This window comes from Pseudomonas sp. LBUM1672 (assembly GCF_059695655.1).
In genome coordinates, this window is the sequence record NZ_CP166781.1 from 3,571,130 (window position 1) to 3,594,569 (window position 23,440).

Sequence of the window (23,440 nt, forward strand, 5' to 3'; positions counted from 1 at the left end):
GCGGCGGCTATGCTGATGAGGGCAAATTTTCTGGAGGAGCTCAAAGATGTCGCTGACGTTTTACTTCCCTCCGCTGGCCTTGTATTGCCACAAACACGCTCAGCCGACGATATCGATCAACTGCTCACGCTGCGCACCGGTCAACATCGGCCCGAAACCGGCGCCGGCGTTGTCCGCCATGTAGCGCGGATTGCCGGTGCCAGGGATCACGCAGGTCACTGCGGAATGCGACAGCAAGAACTTCAGCGCCAGCTGCGCCCAACTGTTGACCCTCACGTCCGCCGCCCAGCGCGGCAAGGGTTTGTCCTTCAATCGAGCGAGCAAGTCACCGCCGCCGAACGGTCGATTGCAGATCACCGCCACGCCGCGCTCGCGACACAACGGCAGGATGCGTTTCTCGACGCCACGGTCATCCAGCGCATAGTTGATCTGCAAGAAATCCAGCGGCTCGGCCTTGAGCACTGCTTCCACCTCGTCATACGCCGAGGCCGTGTAATGGGTGATACCGATGTAGCGGATGCGCCCTTCTTCTTTCCATTTGCGCAAGGTCGGCAAATGGGTTTGCCAGTCCAGCAGGTTGTGGATCTGCATCAGATCGATGCGATCGGTTTGCAGCAGTTTGAAGGACTGTTCCATCTGCGCGATGCCTTCTTCGCGGCCCCGGGTCCAGACCTTGGTAGCGAGGAAGGCCGGCGAGCGCGGCTCGTGAATCGACAGCAATTCACCGGTCGTTTCTTCCGCCCGGCCGTACATCGGCGAGCTGTCGATCACCGTTCCGCCCTTCTCGAACAATGCCCGCAGCACGGCGGGCAGCTGTTTGTAAGCCGGGCTCGACGGCGCGACATCAAAACCGCGATAAGTGCCCAACCCGACGATGGGCAATGGCTCGGAGCTGGAAGGAATGGCGCGGGTCAGCATGTTCTTGCCTCCTGTTTCCTTCGACGGCGTGGTTTCTGCAAAGGCCGGACCGAAGGTAAAAACCGCCGAAGCCCCGGCAGCCAGCGTGAGTATTTGGCGACGCGTGTATCCATCAGTGTGGCTCATGGAATGGCCCTTCCACCTTTTTGCTGTCAGCCCGTTGTTCCTGGTGCCTGGCCAGCCACAGGCATAACCAGCCCCACAGCCCGGCAAACGGCACGATCACCAACGCTATCAGACCAAAACCGGCGCCCAGTGCCGTCAAACCCACCGACAACCAGCCACTAGCGGCATCTCCACCGCGATACACCAGGGTTTCGATCACATTCTTGGCCTTGTACTTTTCCTCGCGGCTCACCACGGTCCACAACACCTCGCGCGCCGGACGCACGATGGCGAACTCGACGGCGCGGCGCAGCCCCTGCGCCAGGGCGACGGTGGCGGGCACGGGCGCCAGGGCCATGGCGGTAAACGCCACGATGGTCGCCAACGGCAACGCCACCAGCGCCCCGCCGACACCGACCAGACGAATCAACGGCGCCGTCAGCAGCAGTTGAAAGATCAAGGTCAACGCCGACACGATCAAATCGACCACTGCGAAGAATTGCGTGCGGCTGGCCACATCAGCATAGCTACCCGCCACAATCCGTCCCTGTTCGAAATACAACAAGGTCGCGGCGCTGGTGTGAAGCAGCATGAACAACACCAGCCCCAGCAGATAGGGCGAGCGCACAATCAGGGTGATCCCGGCCAGCATGCTGCCGCCCATGCGCCGATCATCCCGCAAGCGACTGCCGGACTGCGATCGGGTCCGGGACAGCAGCGCCCGATAGCAGCGAACCGCGATTTCCAGCAACACCGCCGCCGCGACGGTCAACGCCACCGGGCCCAGGCGCGTGGCCATGGTCGCGGCCAGCAACGGCCCGATGAATGTGCCCAGGGTCCCACCCGCCGCGATGAACCCGAACAGCCGTCGTCCTTGTTCACTGGAAAAGCGGTCGACCAGCACGCTCCAGAAAATGCTGACGATGAACAGGTTGTAGATGCTGATCCAGACGAAAAACACCCGCCCGACGGCCACCGGCGCGACGTGATTGGCGATCAACACACCAAACACCAGCATCGACGCGGCGATCACGCGATAGATCAGCGGCACGAACCGCGTGGCCGGCAGCCGCGAAGCCAATGCGCCAAACACCGGCACCATCAACAGCATCACCACGAAGGTCGCCGAGAACAGCCACTGCAATTTGTCGGCACCGCCCTCAAGCCCCAACGCATCGCGCAGCGGTCGCACCAGGTAATAACTGGCCAGCACGCAGAAATGGAACGCGAACCCCAGCATCAGGGCGGTTCTTTCGCCGGGTTGCACGTTGAGCCACTGTGCAGCGATGGGCATGGGCGCCCTCCTCTGTAGCCGGGCTCGGAGTGCCCCGCTACCGATGAACTAAACTCTGGCTCCAATCCCGTGGATTGGGTTCCTCAGCCCAGAGCCGTCAATGTCGCCCACTAAAGTTAGTCGAATGCCACGAACCCTGGTGTTAATCGTCGTCATCCTCGCCGCGTTGTACCTGGCGCTCTGTGCGGCGCTGTTCGTGTTTCAGCGTGCGCTGATCTACTTCCCACAGCCCAGCGCCATCGAAACGCCCGAATCGCTGCTCAAGCTGACCGTAGAGGATGCCGAGGTGAGGGTGTCGGTCAGGCCCCACGACGGGCCAAAGGCGTTGATCTATTTCGGCGGTAATGCCGAGGACGTCTCTCGCAACCTGCCCGGGTTCGCCCAGGCTTTCCCGGACCATGCGATCTATTTGCTGCACTATCGAGGTTTCGGGGGAAGCTCGGGCTCGCCTTCGGAGGAGTCGATCCAGCGCGATGCCATGACCTTGTTCGACAAGGTCTACAACTCCCACTCCCAAATCGCCGTGGTCGGACGCAGCCTCGGTTCAGGCGTCGCCGTGCGCCTCGCCAGCCAGCGCCCGGCCTCGAGCCTGATCCTGATCACGCCTTACAACAGCCTGGAAGACCTCGCCGTGCGCCAGTTCCCGTGGTTTCCGGTGAAGTGGCTGCTGCAGGAGCGCTTTGAATCATGGAAGTACGCGGCGCACATCACGATGCCGACGCTGCTGATCGCGGCGGAGCACGATGAAGTCATACCGCGCTCCAGCACCGAGCAGCTCTTCACGCATTTCGCCAAAGGTGTGGCCACGCTGCGGGTCATACCGGGCGTGGGCCACAATTCCATTTCCGAGAGCCCTGAATACCTCAAGCTGCTGGGCGCAGCCCTGTGAACAAAATAGCTCAGCCACCTGTAGCAACTACCTTGTGGCGAGGGGATTTATCCCCGTTGGACTGCGCAGCAGTCCCAAACCAGGCACCGAGTTTTATCTGGAAAATCGCGTGAGGCTGGACTGCGACTGCTTCGCAGCCGAACGGGGATAAATCCCCTCGCCACAAAGCCGCAGCTACACCCTGGAGGATCCATTTGGTCGCGACGAAAACGACCTGCCGATCGATGCCATCGTGCGCACGATCGAGCGGGAGATTCTTGCAGCGCTGGGGGAAACACAGCTGCCTCCGGCACTCGAGCCGGTGGATTTCGTGTTGGGGTGAGCGCAAGGCTCATCGCTTATAAAAGTGGCGATACCACGTCACAAATTGCCTCACACCTGCTTCTATTTCTATGTGGGGCGAGAAGCCGACCCAGTCTGCCAACGCCGACACATCGGCCCACGTCTTGATGACATCGCCCTTTTGCATCGGCAAATAGTTGCGCTGGGCTTTTATGCCCAGCGCCGCTTCCAGGCATTCGACAAATTCCAGTAACGCGACCGGTTTCCCGCGCCCGATGTTGAAAATCCGGTTGCCCCCTTCAGTTTCCTTGTCCGGTGCCGGCGGCTTTGAACGCAAGCGGGCGATACTTTCGACAATGTCGTCAACATAGGTGAAGTCGCGCGCCATCTGGCCATGGTTGTAAATATCGATCGGCCGGCCATCGAGCATCGCTTCGGTAAAGGTGAACAGAGCCATGTCAGGACGTCCCCAAGGCCCGTACACGGTAAAAAAACGCAGGCCGCTGGCGCGTAGACCGTAGAGATGGCAGTAACTGTGGGCAAGCAACTCATTGGCTCGCTTGCTGGCGGCGTACAGCGAAACCGGTTGATCGACCGGGTCGTCGACGCTGAACGGGAGCTTGTTGTTGGCGCCGTACACCGAACTGCTCGACGCATAGATCAGGTGCGCAGGCCGATAGTGGCGGCAGGCTTCCAGCACGTTCAGGAAGCCCACCAGATTCGATTGCGCGTACACATCCGGGTTATCCAGCGAATAACGAACCCCCGCTTGCGCCGCCAGATGCACGACCTCGGTGAACCCACTGTCTTGAAATAACGCCATTAACGCCGGCTTATCGACTATATCCATCGTCCGAAAACGGAAACCGTGCAACTCGCTCAACTGTTTGAGCCGAGCGTGTTTCAATTCCACACTGTAATAATCGTTAAGGTTGTCGATACCGACAACTTCTCGCCCCTCCTGGCACAATCGTTTGACGGTGTGATACCCGATGAAACCCGCCGCACCTGTCACAAGAATGGTCATGATGGTTATCCCGCTTGTCCAAGCCCAGGCAATTAGTTATAGCGTTGCGATAGACTTGGATCCAGATTCTATTAAAAGACCCAATAAGGAGTGATCAGTCTCCCGATCTTCGCCGCAGCGCAAGACTATAAATATCATAAAAAGTTTAAACCGTTTGACGGAAAACAAATCAGCTTAAAAAACAAATACTTGACCACAACCGAATGCATTACTGGACAAAAGGCATATTTTTTGACAAGGAACGTTTGACAGATTATCGAGACTGGTCAATAACTATCCGTGGTCTGGAGAAACAGAATACGAGTGCAGTTTTCTTGTTTGCGCTGCTTCGCCAGATAACTCCTGAAATCCTTGTTTTTGATGGCCCCCTGATAGGGACCCTGCGGTAGCTTTGCCTTCGATAAACAACCCAAGCTTTATACCCGATACACTGTCAGATATAGCGCACCATCATTACCACACTGTTTCAACAATGAGACATGTCATGACTCATTATTGAAACACCCTAACAAACCTAATAAAAATAACCTCTCTATTTGGCTTAAATACTCTTCGGGCCTTAATAGAGCCTCCTGCCTGCCTAAACTTTCGAATTTCACGAGGTTTACCAGCATGTCAGCCATCAGCTCCGAACGTTCCAACTGGTATCTGTTGCAATGCAAGCCTCACCAGGATGAACGCGCCCACATCAACCTCCTTCAACAAAACTATGTCGTGTTCCACCCACAACTGTTGAGCGAACGCATCCTTCGCGGCAAACGACACCACGTACGCGAGTCCCTCTTCCCCGGGTATCTGTTTATCCATCTTGGCGGTAACGATAACTGGGCGCCCATACGCTCCACGCGCGGCGTCAGCCGTATTGTCGAATTCAATCATGGCCCTGCGACGGTGACCGAACACGTCATCGAGCATCTTCGTGCGCGTTGTTGCGAATCGGCAGAATCCTCCGACGCCCCACCCCTGACGCCCGGCGAACACCTGCAAATCATCCGTGGTCCGCTGTCGACGCTCGAAGGTGTATTCATAGCTCCCCATGGCTCTGAGCGCGTCATGATCCTGATGCAGTTTCTTAATCGGGAACAGACTATCTGCTTGCCATTAAGTGACCTTGAACGTCAGCAAGCCTCATCCCACGCCACGCTCTAACTCTCTGACTCTCATGTTTTCCAGGAGCCATGACATGGCCTTGAACTCACGTTGCCCTTTTGCACTGATCATGGCCTCTCTCTACCCTGGAATGGCCTGGAGTATTGATCCGGCGCCTATTGATGTTTACGGGTTCGATTTCACCCCCACCTTTCTGGTTTCAGAAAGCCATGATGATAACTTCCGGGAGGTGGAGAACAACAAGCAATCCTCCATGATCACCAAGCTGGTGCCCAACTTTGAGCTCAAGGCGGAAGATCGCAACAGCGCCACCCGGCTGATCTGGCAGCCTGCCCGCTACATTTACCATGACGAGTCGGATGCCTCGTATACCGCTCAACGGGTGCGGGCGGACAGCGTCATGGAATTCACCGACCGGCACCGTCTGAAACTCGAAGCCGAATACCGTAAATATGAGCGTACCGAATCGACGGCGGTCGAGGGCGTCAATGACAAGCTCAATAACAAACGGGTGAATGGCCTCTACACCTACGGCGCCAAGAGTGCTGACAATCAGATCGATTTCGGCGCCAGTTACGCGGAGCTTCGCTACGACAATGCCGATGGCATCAATGACGACAAAGAGCGCAATACCGCAGGCCTGACCACCACCTGGTATCACCGCATCGGCAGCAATACCCGTGGCCTGCTCGAATACGACCACACCAACTTTGATTACCAGCAGCCTGACAGCCCGCGCAGCAGTAAATCCAACGCGGTTCTCGCCGGTGCCGTCTGGGACATCACCGCAAAGACCACCGGTAAAGTCCGTGTCGGCTATGAGAAAAAGGACTTCGACAGCAGCGAATCCAAAGACCTCGATAACCCCACCTGGCAAGTGGACTTGCAATGGAAACCACGCACTTATTCAACATTCACCTTCGTGGCCCGTCAGGCCCTCGCCGAGGGCGACGATGGCGCCGATGCCGTCAAGTCGACCTTCACTCAGGTGGGTTGGCGCCATGGCTGGACCGAACGGATCACCACGGTGGCACAAGCCGGATTCGGTCGTTATGTCTACGAGGGCCAAAGCCGCACGGACGATCTGCAGGACTACAACCTGGCCGTGATCTATGCGATGCGCCGGTGGCTGGATATCGAACTCGGCTATCGGTTCCGCGATAACGACTCCGATGCCGACAACGAAAGTTTTACCCGCAATGTGGTTCAGATCAGCTTCAACGTAAGCCTCTAAGAGGGTTTCGCCATGAACGCACACACACTTGGCTTGTTGTTCGCACTGGCGGTCCTGCCCAATACGTATGCAGCTGACCCCGGCACCCAGTACAAACTGGCCGCTGGTGATGTCTTGCGCATCATCGTGTTTGGCGAGCCGGAGTTGAGCCTGAAGAAGATCCGCCTTAGCGATGCCGGCACCTTTTCCTACCCTTTTCTGGGTGAGATTTCCGCGAAGGGACTGACCCCCGGCCAAGTCGAAAAAATCATCGTCGACGGACTGAAACAAGGGTATCTGATCGACCCGAAAGTCAGCTTGAGCCAGATCGAATACCGTCCCTTCTACATCAACGGCGAAGTCAAAAAACCCGGCAATTATCCCTTCATACCTGGGCTAACCCTGGAAAAAGCCATTGCTCTGGGCGGTGGCTTGACCGAACGGGCGTCGATCAAACGCGTGACCATCGTGCGCGGTGATGGCGGCACCACACTCACCGACGAAGTCACCCGAAGTACAACGATTGCCCCCGGCGATACCATTTCCATTGCACAAGGGTTTTTCTGACCATGGACAACAGCCCTAGCCCCTACGTCGAACGTCCTCTTCAAACGCATGTGCATCAGCCGTACAGCGAACATCAGGACACCATTGACCTGCTCAACATCTGGAGGGTGATCTGGCGTGCCAAATGGACCATCGGATGGTTTGTGCTGTTCTGCTGTGCACTGGCGGCCATTGCAGTGTCGACCATTACCCCGCAATACATCGGCAGCACCACCTTGCTGTTCAACGATAAAACACCGCCGCTGATGTCCTTTCAGCAGGTCAAGGATTCAGGCAGCAATGCCACCGAATACTTACAGACACAACAAGCGCTCCTGCAATCGCGAGACCTTGCCGAACGCGCGGTGAAAAAACTCGGCCTGACGACCCACCCGGTCACCGACCCGCGCCAGCAACCGAAGCCGTGGTTCACGCCGCGCAAATGGCTGGCGGACCTCGAACTTGACCAATGGCTGCCAGGACTGGGCACGTTGATGCCGGTGAAAGACGTGCCCAGCGAGGAAGATGTCTTCAATCAGGTCACGCAGAACCTCATGCTGCACACCAGCGTCAAGTTCGTCGGCAAGAGCCAACTGCTGGAAATCGAAGTCGAATTGCCGGACCCGGTTCTGGCGGCGGCGGTGGCCAACGCCCTGGCTCAGGGCTTTACCGACAGCCAACTGGACACCAGCGAGAAGTCCTCGCAGACCACCACGGCGTGGATGAACACACGACTGGTCAAGCTGCGTGATAACTTGCGCGCCGCCGAGAAAAAGCTTCAGGGATACCGGGAAGAACAAGGCCTGGTCGACGTTGGCGGGGTCGCAACCATCAGCGCCAACGAACTGGAAATGACCGGCAATCGTATGGTCGACGCCCGTCGCAACCGTGCTGAAGCCGAGAGCGAATACCGCCAGGCGAAGGCCCTAAGCAGCGGCGACTTGAGCCGGCTCTCCAGTGTGCCGGCGGTCTTGAGTAACCCGTTGGTCCAGCAATTCCAGGCGGACCGGGCCAAGGCACAAGCCAAGGTCGATGAGTTGGCGGGACGCTACGGGTCGAAACACCCTAGCCTGATTTCCGCGCAATCGGAATTGCGCGCCGCGACCACCAGCCTGCAGTTGCAGGTTCAGCAAGTGGTCGCCGGGATCGAACGCCAATTCCAGCTGGCCTCGGCCAGTGAAGCCTCGCTCCGCCAATCCTTCAACAGTAACAAGGCGCAAATCCAGGACATTGCCCGCAAGGAATTCCAGCTGCGCGAGTTCCAGCGTGAAGTCGACAGCACGCGCGCCCTGTATGAAACCTTCGTCACCCGCTTGAAGGAAACCGCCGCCACCGCCGACATGGACTCCACCAAAGTGCGCATCGTCGATCCGGCCATTGTGCCTGTCGAAGCGAGCAAGCCCCGTAAAACATTGATTGTGGGGATCGTCGGGTTGATCGCGACGGTAATCGGCATGGCGCTGGCGTTGCTCATGGACAAACTGAGCAACACCTTCAAGACCGATGAGTCGATTGAAAGCACGCTGAACATTCCGCTGCTCAGCGTCGTTCCCCTGGTCATGAAGAAAAGCCGTCGGCAACTGGCGCGGTTGTTCGAAGACAATGAAAATCCGCGCTTCTCCGAGACCATTCGCAACCTGCGCACCTGGCTGATGTTGCAGAGCAGTGACATGCCATCGCAGGTGGTGCTGGTCACCTCGACCGTCGCCGGTGAAGGCAAAAGCACGATTGCCAACAACCTGGCCAGCTCACTCACACCCCTGGAGCGTGTGCTGCTGATCGATGCCGACATGCGTCAGCCAACCCTGTCGCTGAACTTCGACTTTCCGCCTGACAGCCCGGGACTGGCGAATGTGATCGCAGGCACTGCCCGGCTCGAAGACTGCATCGTTTCGGTGGGCAATCTGGACATGCTGCCAGCCGGGAGGATGGCGCCTGTATCGCAGGATCTGTTCACCGCACCGCGCCTGCCGTCTCCTGCGGACCCACTCAGTTCGGCACGCCAGCCGCCGCCACAGGACCTGCTCAGCTCACCGCGCATGGCGCGCATGCTTGAGGTGCTCAAGTCGCGTTACCGCCACATCATCATCGACTCTCCCCCTGCCGAGATGATCAGTGACGCGCTGTTGCTGGCCAGGCATTCGGATGCCGTGATCTATGTGGTCAAGGCCGACAGCACGCCGATCAATCAGGTGCAGCGAGGCATTTCGATGTTGCAACAAAGCCACGTGCCGGTGTTTGGCGCAGTGCTCAATCAAGTCGATCTGCGCAAGGCGCGCAAGTACGGCTACAACCATTCCCGAACGTTCTACAACTACGACTTCGCGCCCCGGTAACTACCCCGCGCGGCAGCCTGCCGTTACACCGCTTCTGCCATCACGACACCTTGCTTCACCTCTGCCGACTCCTCAAAAGCCTGCGGGAGCCACGCCTGCCTGCTCCATCAGCGCCGACGAATCCACTCTGCCTCGAGGTCAAGCCCATGACTCCGCAGTACACCGCTCACGTTGCACATCGCCGAGGCCTGACGTTCTGGGGCCAGTGGTTGTGCGCGATGACACTGGCCATCTCGCTGCTGACGCTCCTGGTGTATTGGCGTGTCGGCAGTCTGACCAGCGAATACCGCATCCTGATGATTCTGACCGTGCTCGGTTCGGTGCCCATCTACAGCATGATGCAGGTCTACCACAAGCGACATGGCCTGGTGGTCGGGCTCGGCCGGTTATTGGCCGGCTGGTTGATCCTGCTGGCGGTGCTGGCGGCCATCGCGTTCATCACCCAGACCAGTGCGATTTACTCGCGCCAGGTCATCATGGTCTGGGCAGTGCTGGGCTTTTTCGTCCAGGCGGCGAGTTTTCTGCCCTTGCATTATTTCGCCCGACTGCACTCGCGAATGATCTTCAAGGAACGTCGCTCGGTGATCATCGGCACTTGCCCGACCGCCCACGAACTCGCGAAAAAGCTCTCCCGGCCGAACCGTGCGCAGGTATTGGGGTTCATCGCCGCCGCCGATAACAACGGCCCGGCACCGAGCATTCTGCCGCTGCTGGGTCACGTCGACGGGATCCGCGAGATCATCACTCGCCTGGACGTACGCCGTGTCTACATTGTCCTGACGATGGCGCATGCCGCCACCATCGAAGCGCTCTACATCGATCTGCTGGACATGAACGTCGACGTGGTGTGGATCCCGGATTTCGGCAGCATGGTGCTGCTCAACCACTCGATCTCTGAAATCGAGCGAATGCCGGCGATTTACCTCAACGAGAGCCTGATCAGCTCGCACCCCGCCAGCCTGTTTTGCAAGGACCTGTTCGAACGCAGCCTGGCCGCCGTGGCCATTGTTGCCCTCAGTCCGTTGCTCTTGCTGGTGGCGATCGCCGTCAAGCTGACCTCCGCCGGTCCCGTGCTGTTCAAGCAAAATCGCCACGGCTGCAATGGCGAAGTGATCAAGGTCTGGAAGTTTCGTTCGATGCGCCTCCACGACGATCGCGAAGTGCAGCAGGCCACCCGTGACGATGAGCGCGTCACGCCGCTCGGGCGCTTTCTGCGCCGCAGTTCCATCGACGAGTTACCGCAGCTGTTCAACGTGTTGTTCGGGCAAATGGCCCTGGTCGGCCCCCGCCCGCATGCCGTCACCCACAACATTTACTACACCGGCAAAGTCCGCGCCTACATGGCCCGTCACCGCCTCAAACCGGGGATTACCGGGTTGGCCCAGATCACCGGGCATCGGGGCGAAACCGAAACGGTGGAAAAGATGCAGCTACGGGTCGCCCAGGACCTCAACTACATCAACCAATGGTCGCTGTGGCTGGACATCAAGATCCTCATCAAGACGCCCTTCACCTTGTTCTCGAAAAACATCTATTGACCCCTGCCCAACGTTGATCGCTGTCACGACGACCTGAGGTTTGATCATGAATGTGAGCGTATTCGGTATTGGTTACGTGGGACTTGTCCAAGGCGCCGCGCTGGCGGAAGTGGGCCACAACGTCCTCTGTGTGGATGTCGACGCCGACAAGGTGCAGGCACTGAAGGACGGCACGCTGCCGCTCTATGAGCCGGGGCTGAAAAGCCTGGTCCTCAACAATTACCACAGTGGACGACTGCAGTTCGGCACCGACCTTGCCAGCGCCGTCCACCATGGTGATGTGCTGTTGATTGCCGTGGGCACACCGCCTGACGAGGACGGCTCGGCAGACCTCAAACATGTACTGAGCGTTGCGCAAACCATCGCGCTGAACATGGACCGGCATCACATCATCGTCGATAAATCCACCGTACCCGTCGGGACCGGCGACCAGGTGCGCGCGCACATCGAACAGGTGCTGGCCGACAACGGCCGCGGCGACCTGACCTTCGACGTGGTCTCCAACCCCGAATTTCTCAAGGAAGGTTGCGCGGTCGAAGACTGCATGCGCCCGGACCGGATCATCATCGGCACCGACAGTCAGCACGCCGAAGAGGTCATGCGGGAACTGTACGAACCGTTCAATCGCAACCGCGAAAAGATCATCGTCATGGACCTGCGCAGCGCCGAGCTGACCAAGTACGCCGCCAACAGCATGTTGGCGACCAAGATCAGCTTCATGAACGAAATGGCCAGCCTCGCCGAAAAACTCGGTGCCGATATCGAGATGGTCAGGCATGGCATCGGCTCTGATCCGCGCATCGGTTATCAATTCATCTATCCGGGTGTGGGCTACGGCGGATCGTGTTTCCCCAAGGACGTCAAGGCGCTGATACACGCCGCCGCCAGCGTCGACATCGACGCTCGGTTACTCAAGGCCGTCGAGTCGCGCAACGACGAACAGAAAGCCAGCCTGTACACGAAGATTTTCAATCACTTCGACGGCGCACTCCGCGGCAAGACCTTTGCCCTGTGGGGCCTGAGCTTCAAACCCAACACCGACGACATGCGCGAAGCCCCCAGCCGGGTGTTGATGGAAGCCTTGTGGCGCGCCGGCGCCAGCGTCCAGGCGTTCGACCCCAAAGCCATGGAAGAGGCCCAGCGCATATATGGCTCGCGCGATGACTTGACGCTGGCGGGCACCAAGGAAGCGGCGCTGAAAAATGCCGACGCCTTGATCATCGTCACCGAGTGGCAATCGTTTCGCGCGCCTGACTTCGACCTGCTCGGCCGGCAGCTCAAGCAACCGCTGATTTTTGACGGACGCAACTTGTTCGATCCGCAGCGGTTGAGCAAACGCGGCTTTACCTACGTCTCCGTGGGTCGCCAGACCTGCCCGGTCCTCTGAAAGGAGTCGCGCCATGATCAGGTTGCAAATAGTCAGGCATTACTCACCGAAGTTACTCGACGCCAATCAGGCTTATTCCTTCATCAACTTTGCGTCTATCGGCTGCCTTTTCGAACAGGCCCCAGGCACCGTCGCCTACTTTTGCGACGGCATGCTGATGTCGACGTTCATGTCGCGCGTGACCGGCCGGACGATCGGCCGGGTCAGCTTTGATTTCACGTCGATTGCCGACGCTGTGCTCAGCAGCGCCGAGCAACAGGGCAAGCGCGTGTATTTCGTCGGCGCCCGCCAGGCTGAACTCGATCTGTTTGTCGGCAAGATCAAGAGGCTCTACCCCCGGATGGCCATTGCCGGTTATCACAATGGCTACTTTGATGCGCCCCAGGCCCGGTGCATTCAGGCCGACATCTGCCGCAGCGAAGCAGACATCCTGATCGTCGGCCTGGGTGCCGGGCTGCAGGAACAGTTCGAACAGGATGCGCTGCGCGCAGGTTTTCGCGGTGTTGCCTTCACCTGTGGCGGGTTCATCCGCCAGGAAGCCATGGCCACGCGGCCTTACTACCCGGCGGTGATCAATCACCTGCATATGCGCGCGTTTTATCGGATGTATCGCGAGCCCCATACGATCAAACGCTACCTCATCGACTACCCCAGCAACTTTTTGCACCTGTTGACGATGATCGTTCAGCGCAAAGTCGCCATCAGCGTTGGGGAATGACCATGCACATCCTCTTCATTCTCAAGGACTTCAAAACGGGCGGCGGCATCGAGCGCGTCCAGCAGCGGTTGTCCGAGCAGTTTCTCAAGGACGGCCAGCGTGTGAGTTTTTTCGTCATGAACGGTGACACGCCAGACACTGAAGGTGCGCCGACGCTGGGCAGCGCCAGCGCCAGCGGCAGCGGCCTCTTCGGCCTGCTCAAGTCCGTTGTGCTGTTGCGCCGGCTCATTCGCCGTGAGGGCGTTACCCACCTGATTTCCGCCAAGGAGCAGGCCAATCTCTGCACCTGGTTCGCCACCCTGGGCCGTCCTTGCAAAGTCATCTATAGCCGCCACGCGGCACTGGATTGCACGGAACAGAAAACCGGCCCTTCAAGCCTGCGCCTGCTCTATTCGTTGTACCTCTGCGGCAGCGGCAACGTGGTCACGGTCTCCACAGCCTTGCGCCAGTCCCTCGTCAACTGGATGCCTTGGGGTCGGCAACGGATCCGCTATTGCCCCAACGCCGTCGTCACCGAACAACTGCTTCACGCCGCACAAGCGCCGCTGCCCGCCGATTTACCCCGCGACTATTGGTTGAGCCTGGGCCGACTGGTAGAACCTAAAGGGTTTCATCTGTTGCTGGAGGCCTATGCCCTGGCGTTGCGCAGCGAAGCACTGCCGGATCTGGTGATCGTCGGTGACGGTCCCTTGCTCGACGCACTGACCACTCAGGCCAACCGACTGGGCATCACGCACCGGGTGCATTTCACCGGTTTCCTGAGCAATCCCTATCCGCTGCTGAGGCACGCACGGCTGTTCATTCTGAGCTCGGTGCAGGAAGGCATGCCGACCGTCCTGATCGAGGCGCTCGCGCTGGGCACACCCGTGCTGGCATGCGACTGCGAGACCGGGCCCAGGGAACTGCTGGACAACGGTCGACTGGGTCAACTGGTTGCCGTGAACGATGCACCGGCGTTAGCGCGGGGAATGCTGCAAAGCCTGGCGGCACAGAACGGCGTTGCACCCAGCGCAAAAATGCTCAGTGACGCCATCCATCCGTACACCAGCCAGTACGCCGCACAAGCGTATTACCAGGTATGGAACCAATGAAAAAGTTGCTGATTATCCTGCATGACCTCAGCGCAGGCGGGGCTGAAAAAATGATGGCTCGCCTTGCCGGTGCCCTGGTGGACGCAGGCAATGACGTGACATTGCTGATGCTAACCGGCGGCGGTTTCCATGCGGTGAACCTCGACCCGCGTGTCAAGAAAGTCGAATTGCAAAGCCAGCGCACCGCCCGTGCGGTGCCGGCCCTCGCGAGATTTCTGCGCGCCAATCGCTTTGACGCACAACTGGCGGCCCTCACTCACGTCAACGTGGTGGCCATCATCGCCGCCTCACTGTCAGGGACACTGGCACGGCTACACGTCAGCGAACGCAACACGTTTTCCCATGACAAGCACGTCAACCCCGGCTTCATGGTGCGCCTGGCGTACCGGGTGGCACCGCTGTTGTATCGGCTCATCCCCAACCCTGTCATCTGCGTCTCGCGAGGCGTCGCCCAGGACCTGGTCGACACCACCCTTGCACGTCTGAAGGACGTGACCATTGCCGACAATCCGGTCCTCGATGACGACTTTCGCGACAGGCAACCGGGGCCGCCGAGCCACCGCTGGCTGCTGCAAAAGTCCAGCCCGGTGATTGTCGCCGTGGGTCGTCTCGCCCCGCAAAAGGGCTTTGACACCTTGATCAACGCCTTCGCGAGGTTGCCCGACGCCAACGTTCGTCTGATCATTTTTGGCGAAGGCGCGCTCAGGGCGCAGTTGCTTGAGCAGGCACGCACGCTGGGTGTGGCTGATCGATTCGACTTGCCAGGCTACACCCGCGATCCCCTGGCAGAAGTGGCCGCGGCCGACTGCTTTGTCCTGTCGTCACGTTTCGAGGGCAGTCCCAACGCGCTGGTCGAAGCCTTGTCCACTGGCACCCCGGTGGTGTCGACACGCTGCCCCCATGGCCCACAAGACATTCTCATGGGTGGCCTCGTCGCGCCGCTGGTGGCCGTCGACGACCCAAGCGCGTTGGCGCAGGCGATCGCCCTGCAACTCTCGACACCGCCAGACCTGCAACGCCAGTCCCGCATCGAGGCCGCCGCGCGTTTCATGAATGCCAGCGCGGTAGAAACCTACCTCGCCGCGTTGCTCCGCAGGCCATCGCCATGAGCACACTGGAAATCAGATATTCCACGCTACGCGACGCGTTCACGTTGTTCGGCGTGCTGTTCTACATCCAGGTGATTACGTTTGTCCTCAGCCTGGGTGGCGCCTCCAGCTTCGGCGACATCGATAAAGACCTCGAAGGCAACGTCGCCAACCAGATCTGCGGTCTCATCACCCTGCTGGTGCCCTTGTTCTTCTTCATCCGCAACAAGGTGTTCCTCAGCAAAACCTTTTACCGCAGCAACTTCTTTCTGCTGCTGTTCATGTTCTGTGTGATCGCGTCAATCGGCTGGTCCCACGACCCGATGCTGAGTTTCAAGCGGTTTATCGCGATGCTCAGCGTGGTGTTTTTTGCCGGTTTCATTGCCTACAACTACCCCCTTGAAAAAATCACCTTCATGCTCGGCTGCGCCATCGGCGTGGCGGCGTTGATCGGGTTGATGCTCGCCGTCGTCATGCCGGACGTCGCGTTCTTGTCCGGTGGGATTCGCGACGGCGCCTTCAAGGGGATTTTCGCCGAAAAGAACGCCGGGGCACGGCTCAACGCAATCGCCATCCTGCTGTTGCTGCCGATGATCCGCCAACGTAACCGCTGGGCGCTCTTCTGCTCGTTTTTTTCACTAGTCGCCATCCTGCTCGCCCAGTCGGCGACCGGCGTGGCATTGATCATTTCCGGCACGCTGAGCTACTGGTATTTCCTCACCTTGATCCGCTTGCGCATGCACCGCTCGCAGTGGCTGTTCTTCGGTTGCACGCTGGTGTTTCTGCTGGTTTGCCTGTTGTTGTACAGCCACGTTGCGTGGTTGCTGGAGATCGCCGGTCGCGATCCGTCGCTCACTGACCGCACGTTGATCTGGGAGCTGCTCGCGCCGTTTGTCGATCAACAATGGTTCAAGGGTTACGGCTTCGGTGCCTTCTGGGCCAGCCCCGATGCCAGTGTCTTCATCAATCGCTGGGGCTACATCGGCAACGCCCACAGCGGCTACATGGAGACCCTGCTCAACGGCGGCGTTATCCAGTTGACGGCGCTGGCGTTGCTGCTGGGCGAAGCGCTGTTCAAACAATACCGCGCCGTGACGGCGAACCAGGCAGCCCGGTTTCGCGCCAGCGCCCTGGTCATCATCGGTTTGTTCGTCGTCACCAATTATGTGGCGTACGTGATTCCCAACTATCGCTCCGCCGAGTTCCTGGTGTTCTGCACATTGGCCCTGTCCTTTCGGCATCACCACGCGACATTCCCCGAGTTATCACCGACACCCCTACGTCAGCGTCCGTCTGGCAGGGATTTAGCGCGCGATTCAGCCCAGGCGTGACAAAAGGAGAAACACCCGTGCCCAACCAAGCCTCCCCTTTACCTCATTCAGTGTGCGTCGTAATCCCGATGTACAACGGCGCCGACAGCATCGAGCAAACGCTGGCGTCCCTGGTCGAGCAAACCCGACTGCCCGATCACGTCATTGTCGTCGACGATGGTTCGACCGATGACGGGCCACAACGGGTCAGGGACTTCGTGGCGCCGTACCGCCTGACGCTGTTGCAGCAGGCCAACGAAGGCCAGGCCAGTGCCCGCAACCACGGAATGCGACACAGTGAAGAAACGTTTGTGGCGCTGCTCGATGCCGATGATCAATTTCGTCCGCAAAAGCTCGAGCTGCAATTGGCGCTGTACGACGAACTCACTCGTCAGGGACGGCCGGTGGGGCTGATCGACTGCTACACCCAGGTCAATTACAGCGACGGCCGGCGGCAACTGGACAACCGGCGCAAGAGTGGTCGGCATTTCTACGATTTCATCCACGCCAACGTCCTCAATGGCGTATCCACCGCGCTGGTCAAGCGCGAGGTGATCATGCAGTACGGTGGCTTCGATGCCAGCCTGCGTTACTCCGAAGACCGCTTCATGTGGACCCGGATCGCCGAACACTGGGAGGTCCACACGGTGCCACAGGTGCTGCTGGAGCGCACGGTCAACGGCGGCAACATGACCGCGCAACCGAAAAAATACTATGGGAACAAACTCAGGTTCATCGACGTGTACCTCGCCCGCTATGGCGAGCAGCTCAGCAAGCAGCAACGGATCGATTTCGTGCTGGGCAACCACACCGATTTTCTCAATGCCTTTTCCCGACGTGGCGAGCATGCCGAAGTGATCGGCGTGTATCGGCGAATGCTGGAGTATTCCTGGCAAACGCTGATCTTCGCCAACGGCAAACCGACCTTGCGCTACCTCTACGCCTGCGCCCGAACCTTGCGCAAGGCAAGGGCCTCAACCACCGCCCATTGAACCGGTATTCGCCATGGCCAATCACCGTCTGGTGACATTGATCTGGATCTTCACCGAAAAATTCGGCCTGATCTTCCTGTCGATGATTACCTTTGTCGCGTATGCCAGGCTGCTGTCGCCGGCAGAGTTGGGTATGGGCACCGTCATCATCGCCGTCGTCGAGTTGATCGGCCTGGTGTATTCATCGGTGCTGGAAGACCCGCTGGTACGACTCGAACGGCTGGAGGACAAACACATCACCACGGCGTTCTGGGCGGCGGTACTCGTCAGCCTGGTGTCCATCGTCGTCATCTCGGGCGCAGCGATGCTGTACACGCCCGATCCGGTGTTGCAATGGATGACGGCGGTGGCCTCGGTGAAAATCCTGTTCACCATGATGGCACGGGTCTATGTGGCGCAAATGCGCCGCAGCGGTAACTTCAAGATGCTGGCGTCACGCACCTTGCTGGGCAAGGTGTGTGGAGGTGTCGGCGGCATCGCTGTCGCGCTGTGGGGGTTCGGGGCCTGGGCGGTCGTTGCCCAGGCACTGATCATGGAGTTCGTCTCCATCATCGTATTGATGCGCGCGGATCCGCGACGCATTGCCTTTCATATCGACGGCCCGGTCTTGCGCGAACTGTTGAAGTCCGGAGCGCCGGTGGCCGTCAACGCGCTGAGTTCGCAAGCGCTGCAACGCGGGGTCAATGTGGTTTTGGGCATGACGGCCGGCACCAACGCGGTGGGCATGTTCAACATGGCGATGCGCATCATCGATCTGCCGCGCACGGCGATCTACCACGGTCTGATCAGTTACGCGCTGCCGGTGTTTGCCCGGCGTAGCGCCGATCCATCACGGTTGCGCGCGATCATCAGCGATTCGACCGCCGTCAGCGGCTTCCTGCTGACGCCCCTGTTCATCGGCATCGCACTCACCGCGCACGACGTGATCCTGTTGATCTTCGGTGCCAAATGGACCGAGGCCATTCCCCTGCTGCAAGTGCTGGCGTGCACTGCTGCCATCGGCAATACCGCCATGTACGCCACGACCGCACTGGTCGCCGTCAATCGCAGCCACCTGACCATCAAGGCCGAAGTGGCAACCACGGTACTGGCACTGGCGCTGGTTTACAGCTTCGGCAGTCTGTATGGCGGCATGGCGGCTGCCCTCGCTCTGCTGGCGAGGATGCTGATCATCACACCGCTGCAAATCCGCGGACTCAACACGGCCATCGGTTATGGCTGGCACCGATTCTTCGACGCCAATTACCGCAGCATGATCGCCTCGCTCGTCATGGCCGCAACCGTCCTGATGGTTGCTCCCCGCATGGGTTTTGAAGGCTATCTGAACCTGATTTGCACCATCGGTATTGGCGCCCTGAGCTATGCCGTGGCGTACAGCGTATTGCACCCACGCTGGCCGCAAGAATTCAAAACGGTTTTCACCGCCCGCTGAATTCCCCCCTGAGACAGGAACACCTCACCATGTCTAAAACCACGCTTATTACTGGCGGGGCCGGCTACATTGGCTCCCATACTGCATTGGCGCTTATCAATGCCGGGCACTCTGTGCTGGTGCTCGACAACCTGTGCAACAGCTGTCGAGAGTGCATCGCGCGCCTAGAGCTGCTGACCCACACCCGGGTCGATTTCATCAATGGCGACATTGGCGACTCGGTCTTGCTCGACCAGATTTTCAGCCGTTACGACGTCGATGCCGTGGTGCATTTTGCGAGCCTCAAATCCGTCGAAGAAAGCCTTCGCAAGCCTTTGGACTATTACGCCAACAATGTCGCCGGGACACTCAATCTGTGCCGGGCGATGGTGCGTCATGAAGTCTTCAATCTGGTGTTCAGCTCCTCGGCGACGGTGTACGGCGACCCTGCGCAAACCCCGATCCTGGAAGACATCGGCACCGGCAAACCGGTCAATCCCTATGGCCGCACCAAACTCATGATCGAGGAGTTGCTCACCGACCTGTGCCACGCGGACCCACGCTGGAGCATTGCCTTGTTGCGCTACTTCAACCCGATCGGTGCCCACGAAAGCGGGATAATCGGCGAAGACCCTCGCGGGCGCCCCGCCAATTTGCTGCCGTGCCTGACCCAGGTGGCGATCGGACGGATTCCCGAACTCACGGTGTACGGCTGCGACTATCCCACCGTGGACGGAACCTGCGTGCGCGATTACATCCATGTGGTCGACCTTGCCATCGGCCACCTCAAGGCGCTGGAGGTGTTGCAAGGCAAAGGCGGCATCAACGCCTGGAACCTGGGCACCGGCATCGGCTACAGCGTGTTGCAGATCATCCAGAGTTTCGAGGACATTACCGGTATCACCATTCCCTACCGCTTCGCCCCGCGACGTGCCGGTGACATTGCCAAATGCTGGGCGGACCCGAGCAAGGCTGGACGTGAGCTGGGCTGGAGCGCGCAACGCGACCTGGAACAGATGATCGTCGATACCTGGCGGTGGCAGTCGCGCAATCCGCAGGGGTATCAGTCGGCCCTCGACATACCGGCCCTGGTGACGGCGAAGTAATGCAGATGCTCAGCCACTATCTGCTGGTCCTGCTGTGGTCGGTTTCACTGGCTGGCACGGCGGCGCAAGCGGCCTCCCGTCCGCCGGCCAGCGGCCTGGTGCTGTGGCTCGACGCGGCCGACGCATCAACCTTGACGGTCGATGCGCAGGACCGTGTGCAGTCCTGGCGCGACAAATCCGGCCATTCCAACGACGCCACGGCAGACGATGCCGCCTTGGCACCGAAGCAGGTGGCGAACGCCCTGAACGGTCAATCGGTGCTGCGTTTCAGTGGCGTTTCGGGGTTTCTGGGCAAAAACATCCGCAACGCAAAAGGCCCGGTCACGGTATTGCTCGTCTCCCTTCGGCCAGAAGAAGCCAATGTTGATCCCTGGCAGCGGCTGTTCAGTTCGCGACCGCAAATCGCAAACAACGATAACGTGTTGCCGAATTTCGCCATCAGCCTGCGACAGACCACCGCGTATGCGCCGACCATTTCCGTGCTGGAGCTTTTCGATGTGCCGATCGGTCCGTATGCCGTCGGGCGCAACGTGGGTGGCAAGGACGAAAACTTCCGCGGCGACATCGCCGAAGTGCTGGTCTACGACCGCCCGTTTGCCTCCCTCGCCGAGCGGCAACAAGCGTTTGAGTACCTGGCGGACAAATGGTCCATGGTCGTTCCCAGACTGGCCGACACCTGGACCCGTGTCGGACCGCTGGGCACGTTGCCGGTCCATACCAACCCCGACCTGCCGCTGTCTGATCAGGCCAATGCCGGCCAGTGGGCACTCGACACCAACCTGTCCGACGACTTCAACGGCCCCACCCTCGATCTTGCACGTTGGCACGTCAACAATGCCCAAGGGAACGAATCGCTCGGACGCAAACCGGCGCTGTTCAAGCCGGACAATGCAAGGGTCCACGATGGCCACCTGAACATCGTCTTCCGCAAGGAAACCTTGCCGCAGAAGTACGTCAAGCTCGGCTTCAAGGACTACTCCTCGGCGATGGTTCGCACCCATTCGCGTGGGCTCTTCGGGTATTACGAAGCGCGCGCCAAACCCATGAATTCGGCAGGCTCCAGCGCCTTCTGGCTGGCCTGGACGGGCATGGCCGACAACGCCACCGAAATCGACATCTTCGAAATCGGCGGCAAGACCAAAGGCGCGGCGCTCGACCGTTCGTACAACATGAATGCCCACCTGTGGGCCACGCCACAAAGCACCGAACATATTGCCGATGGCAGCACCTGGATCAGTCCATGGCGCCTGGCGGATACCTTCCATATCTACGGCTTCGACTGGCAGCCCGACACCCTGCGCTGGTATGTCGATGGCGTGCTGGTCCGGGAATCGAAGAACCACCATTTCTTCTTCCCGATGCAGATTGTCTTTGACAGTGAGGCGATGTGGCAGTGGTTCGGCGTGGTTGACGATGCTGACCTGCCCTCTACCTTCAGCGTCGATTACGTCAAGGTGTGGCAACGCAGTCGATAGCCGCCACACCAGATCGACAACCGCACGGGTCAAATCTCTATCGGCAGATGGTCAGTTTTTCAGTCAGCGCTAACACGTCTGGAGCGCATTAAAATGATCAAACGCCGGCTGAATGAACTGGATTTGCTGCGCTTCCTGGCGGCTATCGCAGTCGTGTTTTTTCACTATGCCTTTCGCGGGTATGCAAAGGGCGACATGTCGGCAATGCCCTACCCGCTATTGGCTGAACCTGCCAAATACGGTTACCTGGGTGTCGAACTGTTTTTCATGATCAGCGGGTTCGTCATCCTGATGACGGCTTCGAGCAACAATCTCAAAGTGTTTTTCATCTCCCGCGTCGTTCGTATCTGCCCGGCTTTCTGGGTGTGCTGCACCCTCACTTTCGTCATCACACTTGCCATCGGACAACCCCGGTATACCGCTGATCTTTATCAATACATTGCGAACATGACTTTTCTGAGCGACTTGATGGGTATCGCGCCGATCGACGGCGTTTACTGGTCTCTGTTTGCAGAAATCAAATTTTATCTAATGATCTCCATTGTGCTGGGCTTCAAGAAAATAGAAAAAATAGAGACCTACCTCATGCTTTGGCTGCTGGTCTCTGCCATCGCTGAAGTATTCACGTTAGAGAAGATGCGTTCGGTACTGGTGACCGATTACGCGGCCTATTTCATAGCGGGTGCAACGTTCTACCTAATATGGGCCAAGGGCATCACAACATCACGGGTTCTGTTGTTGGCGGGGGCATTGGCCTTGGCCAACTTCACCGCCATTGTGTGGGCCCAATTGCTCGAAACAAAATATTCGACCGAATACAATCCTTTGATCGTCTGCTGCATTATCATCCTGTTTTTCATGACGTTTTTCCTGGTCGCAACGAACAGGACGGGAGTCATAGGGACATTGAACTGGACTGCATTGGGAGCACTGACCTACCCGCTTTATCTCTTACATCAAATGATCGGCTTCATGATCTTTAACATCGCTTATCCGGCGGTGAATCCGCACCTGCTGCTTTGGGGCACTATCGCCTTGATGATCGGTGCGTCTCATATCATCCACAAACAAATAGAAACCCCGATGGCCAGGTCAATGAAAAAATTCCTTTCACTGTCCTTCAAGCGTGTTGAGGTTAATAAGCCGTAACCGGGCGTACAAAGTCGCTGAGCGCTCATGCCGATCAACGGATAGTCGCGAAGGCCTTACGTTGGGGTTGGGGTACATATCCGTTTCTGCGGTAACGGCGGGTATTGGTTCCGCCCTTACGGCGGGTCACTTTGGAAAAGCCCCAAAGTAACCAAAGGGCTCTTGCCCCTGACGTTCGGTACCTCGCCAAGGCTCGGCATGCCCTCGCTCCGGCCTGGCTCTTCGTGTGAATGCATTTCCCCTGTGGGAGCTAGCCTGCTAGCGATGGACGTTAACGATTACGCGTTCGGTCTGAATGAACGCGGTGTCTGGACGTCCATCGCTAGCAGGCTAGCTCCCACAGGTTTTTTTGGCGGACATGACATGGTGTTCACTACCGATGACCTTGACGCACATCAGGTCGGCTATCAGTCCGCCTCGTTTTGGTTTTTGATCTGGCTTTTGATCTTGATCTT

General features: G+C 58.8%; 19 protein-coding genes and 1 pseudogene. 17 read left to right on the plus strand and 3 right to left on the minus strand.

The genetic code is table 11. The annotated features are described in order from the left end of the window. Positions 1-99: 99 nt before the first annotated feature. Together ACA053_RS16190 and ACA053_RS16195 are read right to left on the minus strand one after the other, a co-directional pair. On the minus strand, positions 100-1,044 hold the full coding sequence (locus tag ACA053_RS16190) for an aldo/keto reductase (protein ID WP_497393078.1): 945 nt from the start codon (positions 1,042-1,044) through the stop codon (positions 100-102). Then, positions 1,031-2,317, minus strand: a complete 1,287-nt coding sequence (locus ACA053_RS16195) for an NTP/NDP exchange transporter (protein ID WP_497393079.1) — start codon at positions 2,315-2,317, stop codon at positions 1,031-1,033. Before ACA053_RS16195 ends, ACA053_RS16190 begins: the two co-directional genes overlap by 14 nt. Positions 2,318-2,417: 100 nt before the next feature. Between ACA053_RS16195 and ACA053_RS16200 the strand changes: the two genes are divergently transcribed. Further along, complete coding sequence (locus ACA053_RS16200) at positions 2,418-3,206, plus strand: alpha/beta hydrolase (protein WP_497393080.1); 789 nt, start codon at positions 2,418-2,420, stop codon at positions 3,204-3,206. 181 nt (positions 3,207-3,387) lie between these two features. After that, positions 3,388-3,528 (plus strand): annotated as a pseudogene (locus ACA053_RS16205) (bestrophin family protein); the annotation flags it as partial. Positions 3,529-3,537: 9 nt separating this feature from the next. Here ACA053_RS16205 and ACA053_RS16210 read toward each other — a convergent pair. Continuing rightward, the gene (locus ACA053_RS16210) at positions 3,538-4,515 is read right to left on the minus strand and encodes an NAD-dependent epimerase (RefSeq protein ID WP_497393081.1); all 978 of its coding nucleotides are present in this window, start codon (positions 4,513-4,515) and stop codon (positions 3,538-3,540) included. A gap of 612 nt (positions 4,516-5,127) precedes the next feature. Between ACA053_RS16210 and rfaH the strand changes: the two genes are divergently transcribed. From rfaH to ACA053_RS16285, 15 genes are all read left to right on the plus strand, one after another. After that, complete coding sequence (gene rfaH / locus ACA053_RS16215; protein ID WP_497393083.1) at positions 5,128-5,664, plus strand: transcription/translation regulatory transformer protein RfaH; 537 nt, start codon at positions 5,128-5,130, stop codon at positions 5,662-5,664. Between the two features lie 34 nt (positions 5,665-5,698). Further along, the gene (locus ACA053_RS16220; protein ID WP_497393085.1) at positions 5,699-6,859 is read left to right on the plus strand and encodes an outer membrane beta-barrel protein; all 1,161 of its coding nucleotides are present in this window, start codon (positions 5,699-5,701) and stop codon (positions 6,857-6,859) included. A 12-nt stretch (positions 6,860-6,871) separates the two neighbouring features. Then, positions 6,872-7,405 (plus strand): polysaccharide biosynthesis/export family protein, encoded by a 534-nt coding sequence (locus ACA053_RS16225; RefSeq protein WP_497393086.1) that lies wholly within the window; start codon positions 6,872-6,874, stop codon positions 7,403-7,405. 2 nt (positions 7,406-7,407) lie between these two features. Further along, on the plus strand, positions 7,408-9,720 hold the full coding sequence (locus tag ACA053_RS16230; protein ID WP_497393087.1) for a GumC family protein: 2,313 nt from the start codon (positions 7,408-7,410) through the stop codon (positions 9,718-9,720). A 146-nt stretch (positions 9,721-9,866) separates the two neighbouring features. After that, positions 9,867-11,258, plus strand: a complete 1,392-nt coding sequence (locus ACA053_RS16235) for an undecaprenyl-phosphate glucose phosphotransferase (protein ID WP_497393088.1) — start codon at positions 9,867-9,869, stop codon at positions 11,256-11,258. Positions 11,259-11,304: 46 nt separating this feature from the next. After that, positions 11,305-12,645 carry a UDP-glucose dehydrogenase family protein gene (locus ACA053_RS16240; protein WP_497311758.1) on the plus strand — a complete coding sequence of 447 codons (1,341 nt, stop codon included), beginning with the start codon at positions 11,305-11,307 and terminating at the stop codon, positions 12,643-12,645. A gap of 13 nt (positions 12,646-12,658) precedes the next feature. After that, on the plus strand, positions 12,659-13,363 hold the full coding sequence (locus ACA053_RS16245) for a WecB/TagA/CpsF family glycosyltransferase (protein ID WP_497393089.1): 705 nt from the start codon (positions 12,659-12,661) through the stop codon (positions 13,361-13,363). A 2-nt stretch (positions 13,364-13,365) separates the two neighbouring features. Continuing rightward, positions 13,366-14,454, plus strand: a complete 1,089-nt coding sequence (locus tag ACA053_RS16250; protein ID WP_497393090.1) for a glycosyltransferase — start codon at positions 13,366-13,368, stop codon at positions 14,452-14,454. Continuing rightward, a complete protein-coding gene (locus ACA053_RS16255; protein WP_497393091.1) occupies positions 14,451-15,563 on the plus strand; it encodes a glycosyltransferase in 1,113 nt (370 codons plus the stop codon). The genes ACA053_RS16250 and ACA053_RS16255 overlap by 4 nt, the downstream gene beginning before the upstream one ends. Then, a complete protein-coding gene (locus tag ACA053_RS16260; RefSeq protein WP_497311762.1) occupies positions 15,560-16,873 on the plus strand; it encodes an O-antigen ligase family protein in 1,314 nt (437 codons plus the stop codon). The genes ACA053_RS16255 and ACA053_RS16260 overlap by 4 nt, the downstream gene beginning before the upstream one ends. Before the next feature lie 17 nt (positions 16,874-16,890). Beyond that, positions 16,891-17,844 (plus strand): glycosyltransferase family 2 protein, encoded by a 954-nt coding sequence (locus ACA053_RS16265; RefSeq protein ID WP_497311763.1) that lies wholly within the window; start codon positions 16,891-16,893, stop codon positions 17,842-17,844. 13 nt (positions 17,845-17,857) lie between these two features. Further along, a complete protein-coding gene (locus ACA053_RS16270) occupies positions 17,858-19,276 on the plus strand; it encodes an oligosaccharide flippase family protein (protein WP_497393092.1) in 1,419 nt (472 codons plus the stop codon). Positions 19,277-19,305: 29 nt separating this feature from the next. After that, positions 19,306-20,361, plus strand: coding sequence for a UDP-glucose 4-epimerase GalE (gene galE / locus ACA053_RS16275; RefSeq protein ID WP_109632260.1), 1,056 nt, complete (start codon positions 19,306-19,308; stop codon positions 20,359-20,361). Next, the gene (locus ACA053_RS16280) at positions 20,361-21,836 is read left to right on the plus strand and encodes a family 16 glycosylhydrolase (RefSeq protein ID WP_497393093.1); all 1,476 of its coding nucleotides are present in this window, start codon (positions 20,361-20,363) and stop codon (positions 21,834-21,836) included. The genes galE and ACA053_RS16280 overlap by 1 nt, the downstream gene beginning before the upstream one ends. Positions 21,837-21,929: 93 nt before the next feature. Continuing rightward, on the plus strand, positions 21,930-22,985 hold the full coding sequence (locus ACA053_RS16285) for an acyltransferase family protein (protein WP_497393094.1): 1,056 nt from the start codon (positions 21,930-21,932) through the stop codon (positions 22,983-22,985). The last annotated feature ends 455 nt before the right edge of the window (positions 22,986-23,440 follow it).

Bases quoted from the DNA above. Each gene is read 5' to 3' on its own strand.
- ACA053_RS16190 (WP_497393078.1), bottom strand. From the start codon at position 1,044: ATGAGCCACACTGATGGATACACGCGTCGCCAAATACTCACGCTGGCT.
- ACA053_RS16195 (WP_497393079.1), bottom strand. From the start codon at position 2,317: ATGCCCATCGCTGCACAGTGGCTCAACGTGCAACCCGGCGAAAGAACC.
- ACA053_RS16200 (WP_497393080.1), top strand. From the start codon at position 2,418: ATGTCGCCCACTAAAGTTAGTCGAATGCCACGAACCCTGGTGTTAATC.
- ACA053_RS16210 (WP_497393081.1), bottom strand. From the start codon at position 4,515: ATGACCATTCTTGTGACAGGTGCGGCGGGTTTCATCGGGTATCACACC.
- rfaH (WP_497393083.1), top strand. From the start codon at position 5,128: ATGTCAGCCATCAGCTCCGAACGTTCCAACTGGTATCTGTTGCAATGC.
- ACA053_RS16220 (WP_497393085.1), top strand. From the start codon at position 5,699: ATGGCCTTGAACTCACGTTGCCCTTTTGCACTGATCATGGCCTCTCTC.
- ACA053_RS16225 (WP_497393086.1), top strand. From the start codon at position 6,872: ATGAACGCACACACACTTGGCTTGTTGTTCGCACTGGCGGTCCTGCCC.
- ACA053_RS16230 (WP_497393087.1), top strand. From the start codon at position 7,408: ATGGACAACAGCCCTAGCCCCTACGTCGAACGTCCTCTTCAAACGCAT.
- ACA053_RS16235 (WP_497393088.1), top strand. From the start codon at position 9,867: ATGACTCCGCAGTACACCGCTCACGTTGCACATCGCCGAGGCCTGACG.
- ACA053_RS16240 (WP_497311758.1), top strand. From the start codon at position 11,305: ATGAATGTGAGCGTATTCGGTATTGGTTACGTGGGACTTGTCCAAGGC.
- ACA053_RS16245 (WP_497393089.1), top strand. From the start codon at position 12,659: ATGATCAGGTTGCAAATAGTCAGGCATTACTCACCGAAGTTACTCGAC.
- ACA053_RS16250 (WP_497393090.1), top strand. From the start codon at position 13,366: ATGCACATCCTCTTCATTCTCAAGGACTTCAAAACGGGCGGCGGCATC.
- ACA053_RS16255 (WP_497393091.1), top strand. From the start codon at position 14,451: ATGAAAAAGTTGCTGATTATCCTGCATGACCTCAGCGCAGGCGGGGCT.
- ACA053_RS16260 (WP_497311762.1), top strand. From the start codon at position 15,560: ATGAGCACACTGGAAATCAGATATTCCACGCTACGCGACGCGTTCACG.
- ACA053_RS16270 (WP_497393092.1), top strand. From the start codon at position 17,858: ATGGCCAATCACCGTCTGGTGACATTGATCTGGATCTTCACCGAAAAA.
- galE (WP_109632260.1), top strand. From the start codon at position 19,306: ATGTCTAAAACCACGCTTATTACTGGCGGGGCCGGCTACATTGGCTCC.
- ACA053_RS16280 (WP_497393093.1), top strand. From the start codon at position 20,361: ATGCAGATGCTCAGCCACTATCTGCTGGTCCTGCTGTGGTCGGTTTCA.
- ACA053_RS16285 (WP_497393094.1), top strand. From the start codon at position 21,930: ATGATCAAACGCCGGCTGAATGAACTGGATTTGCTGCGCTTCCTGGCG.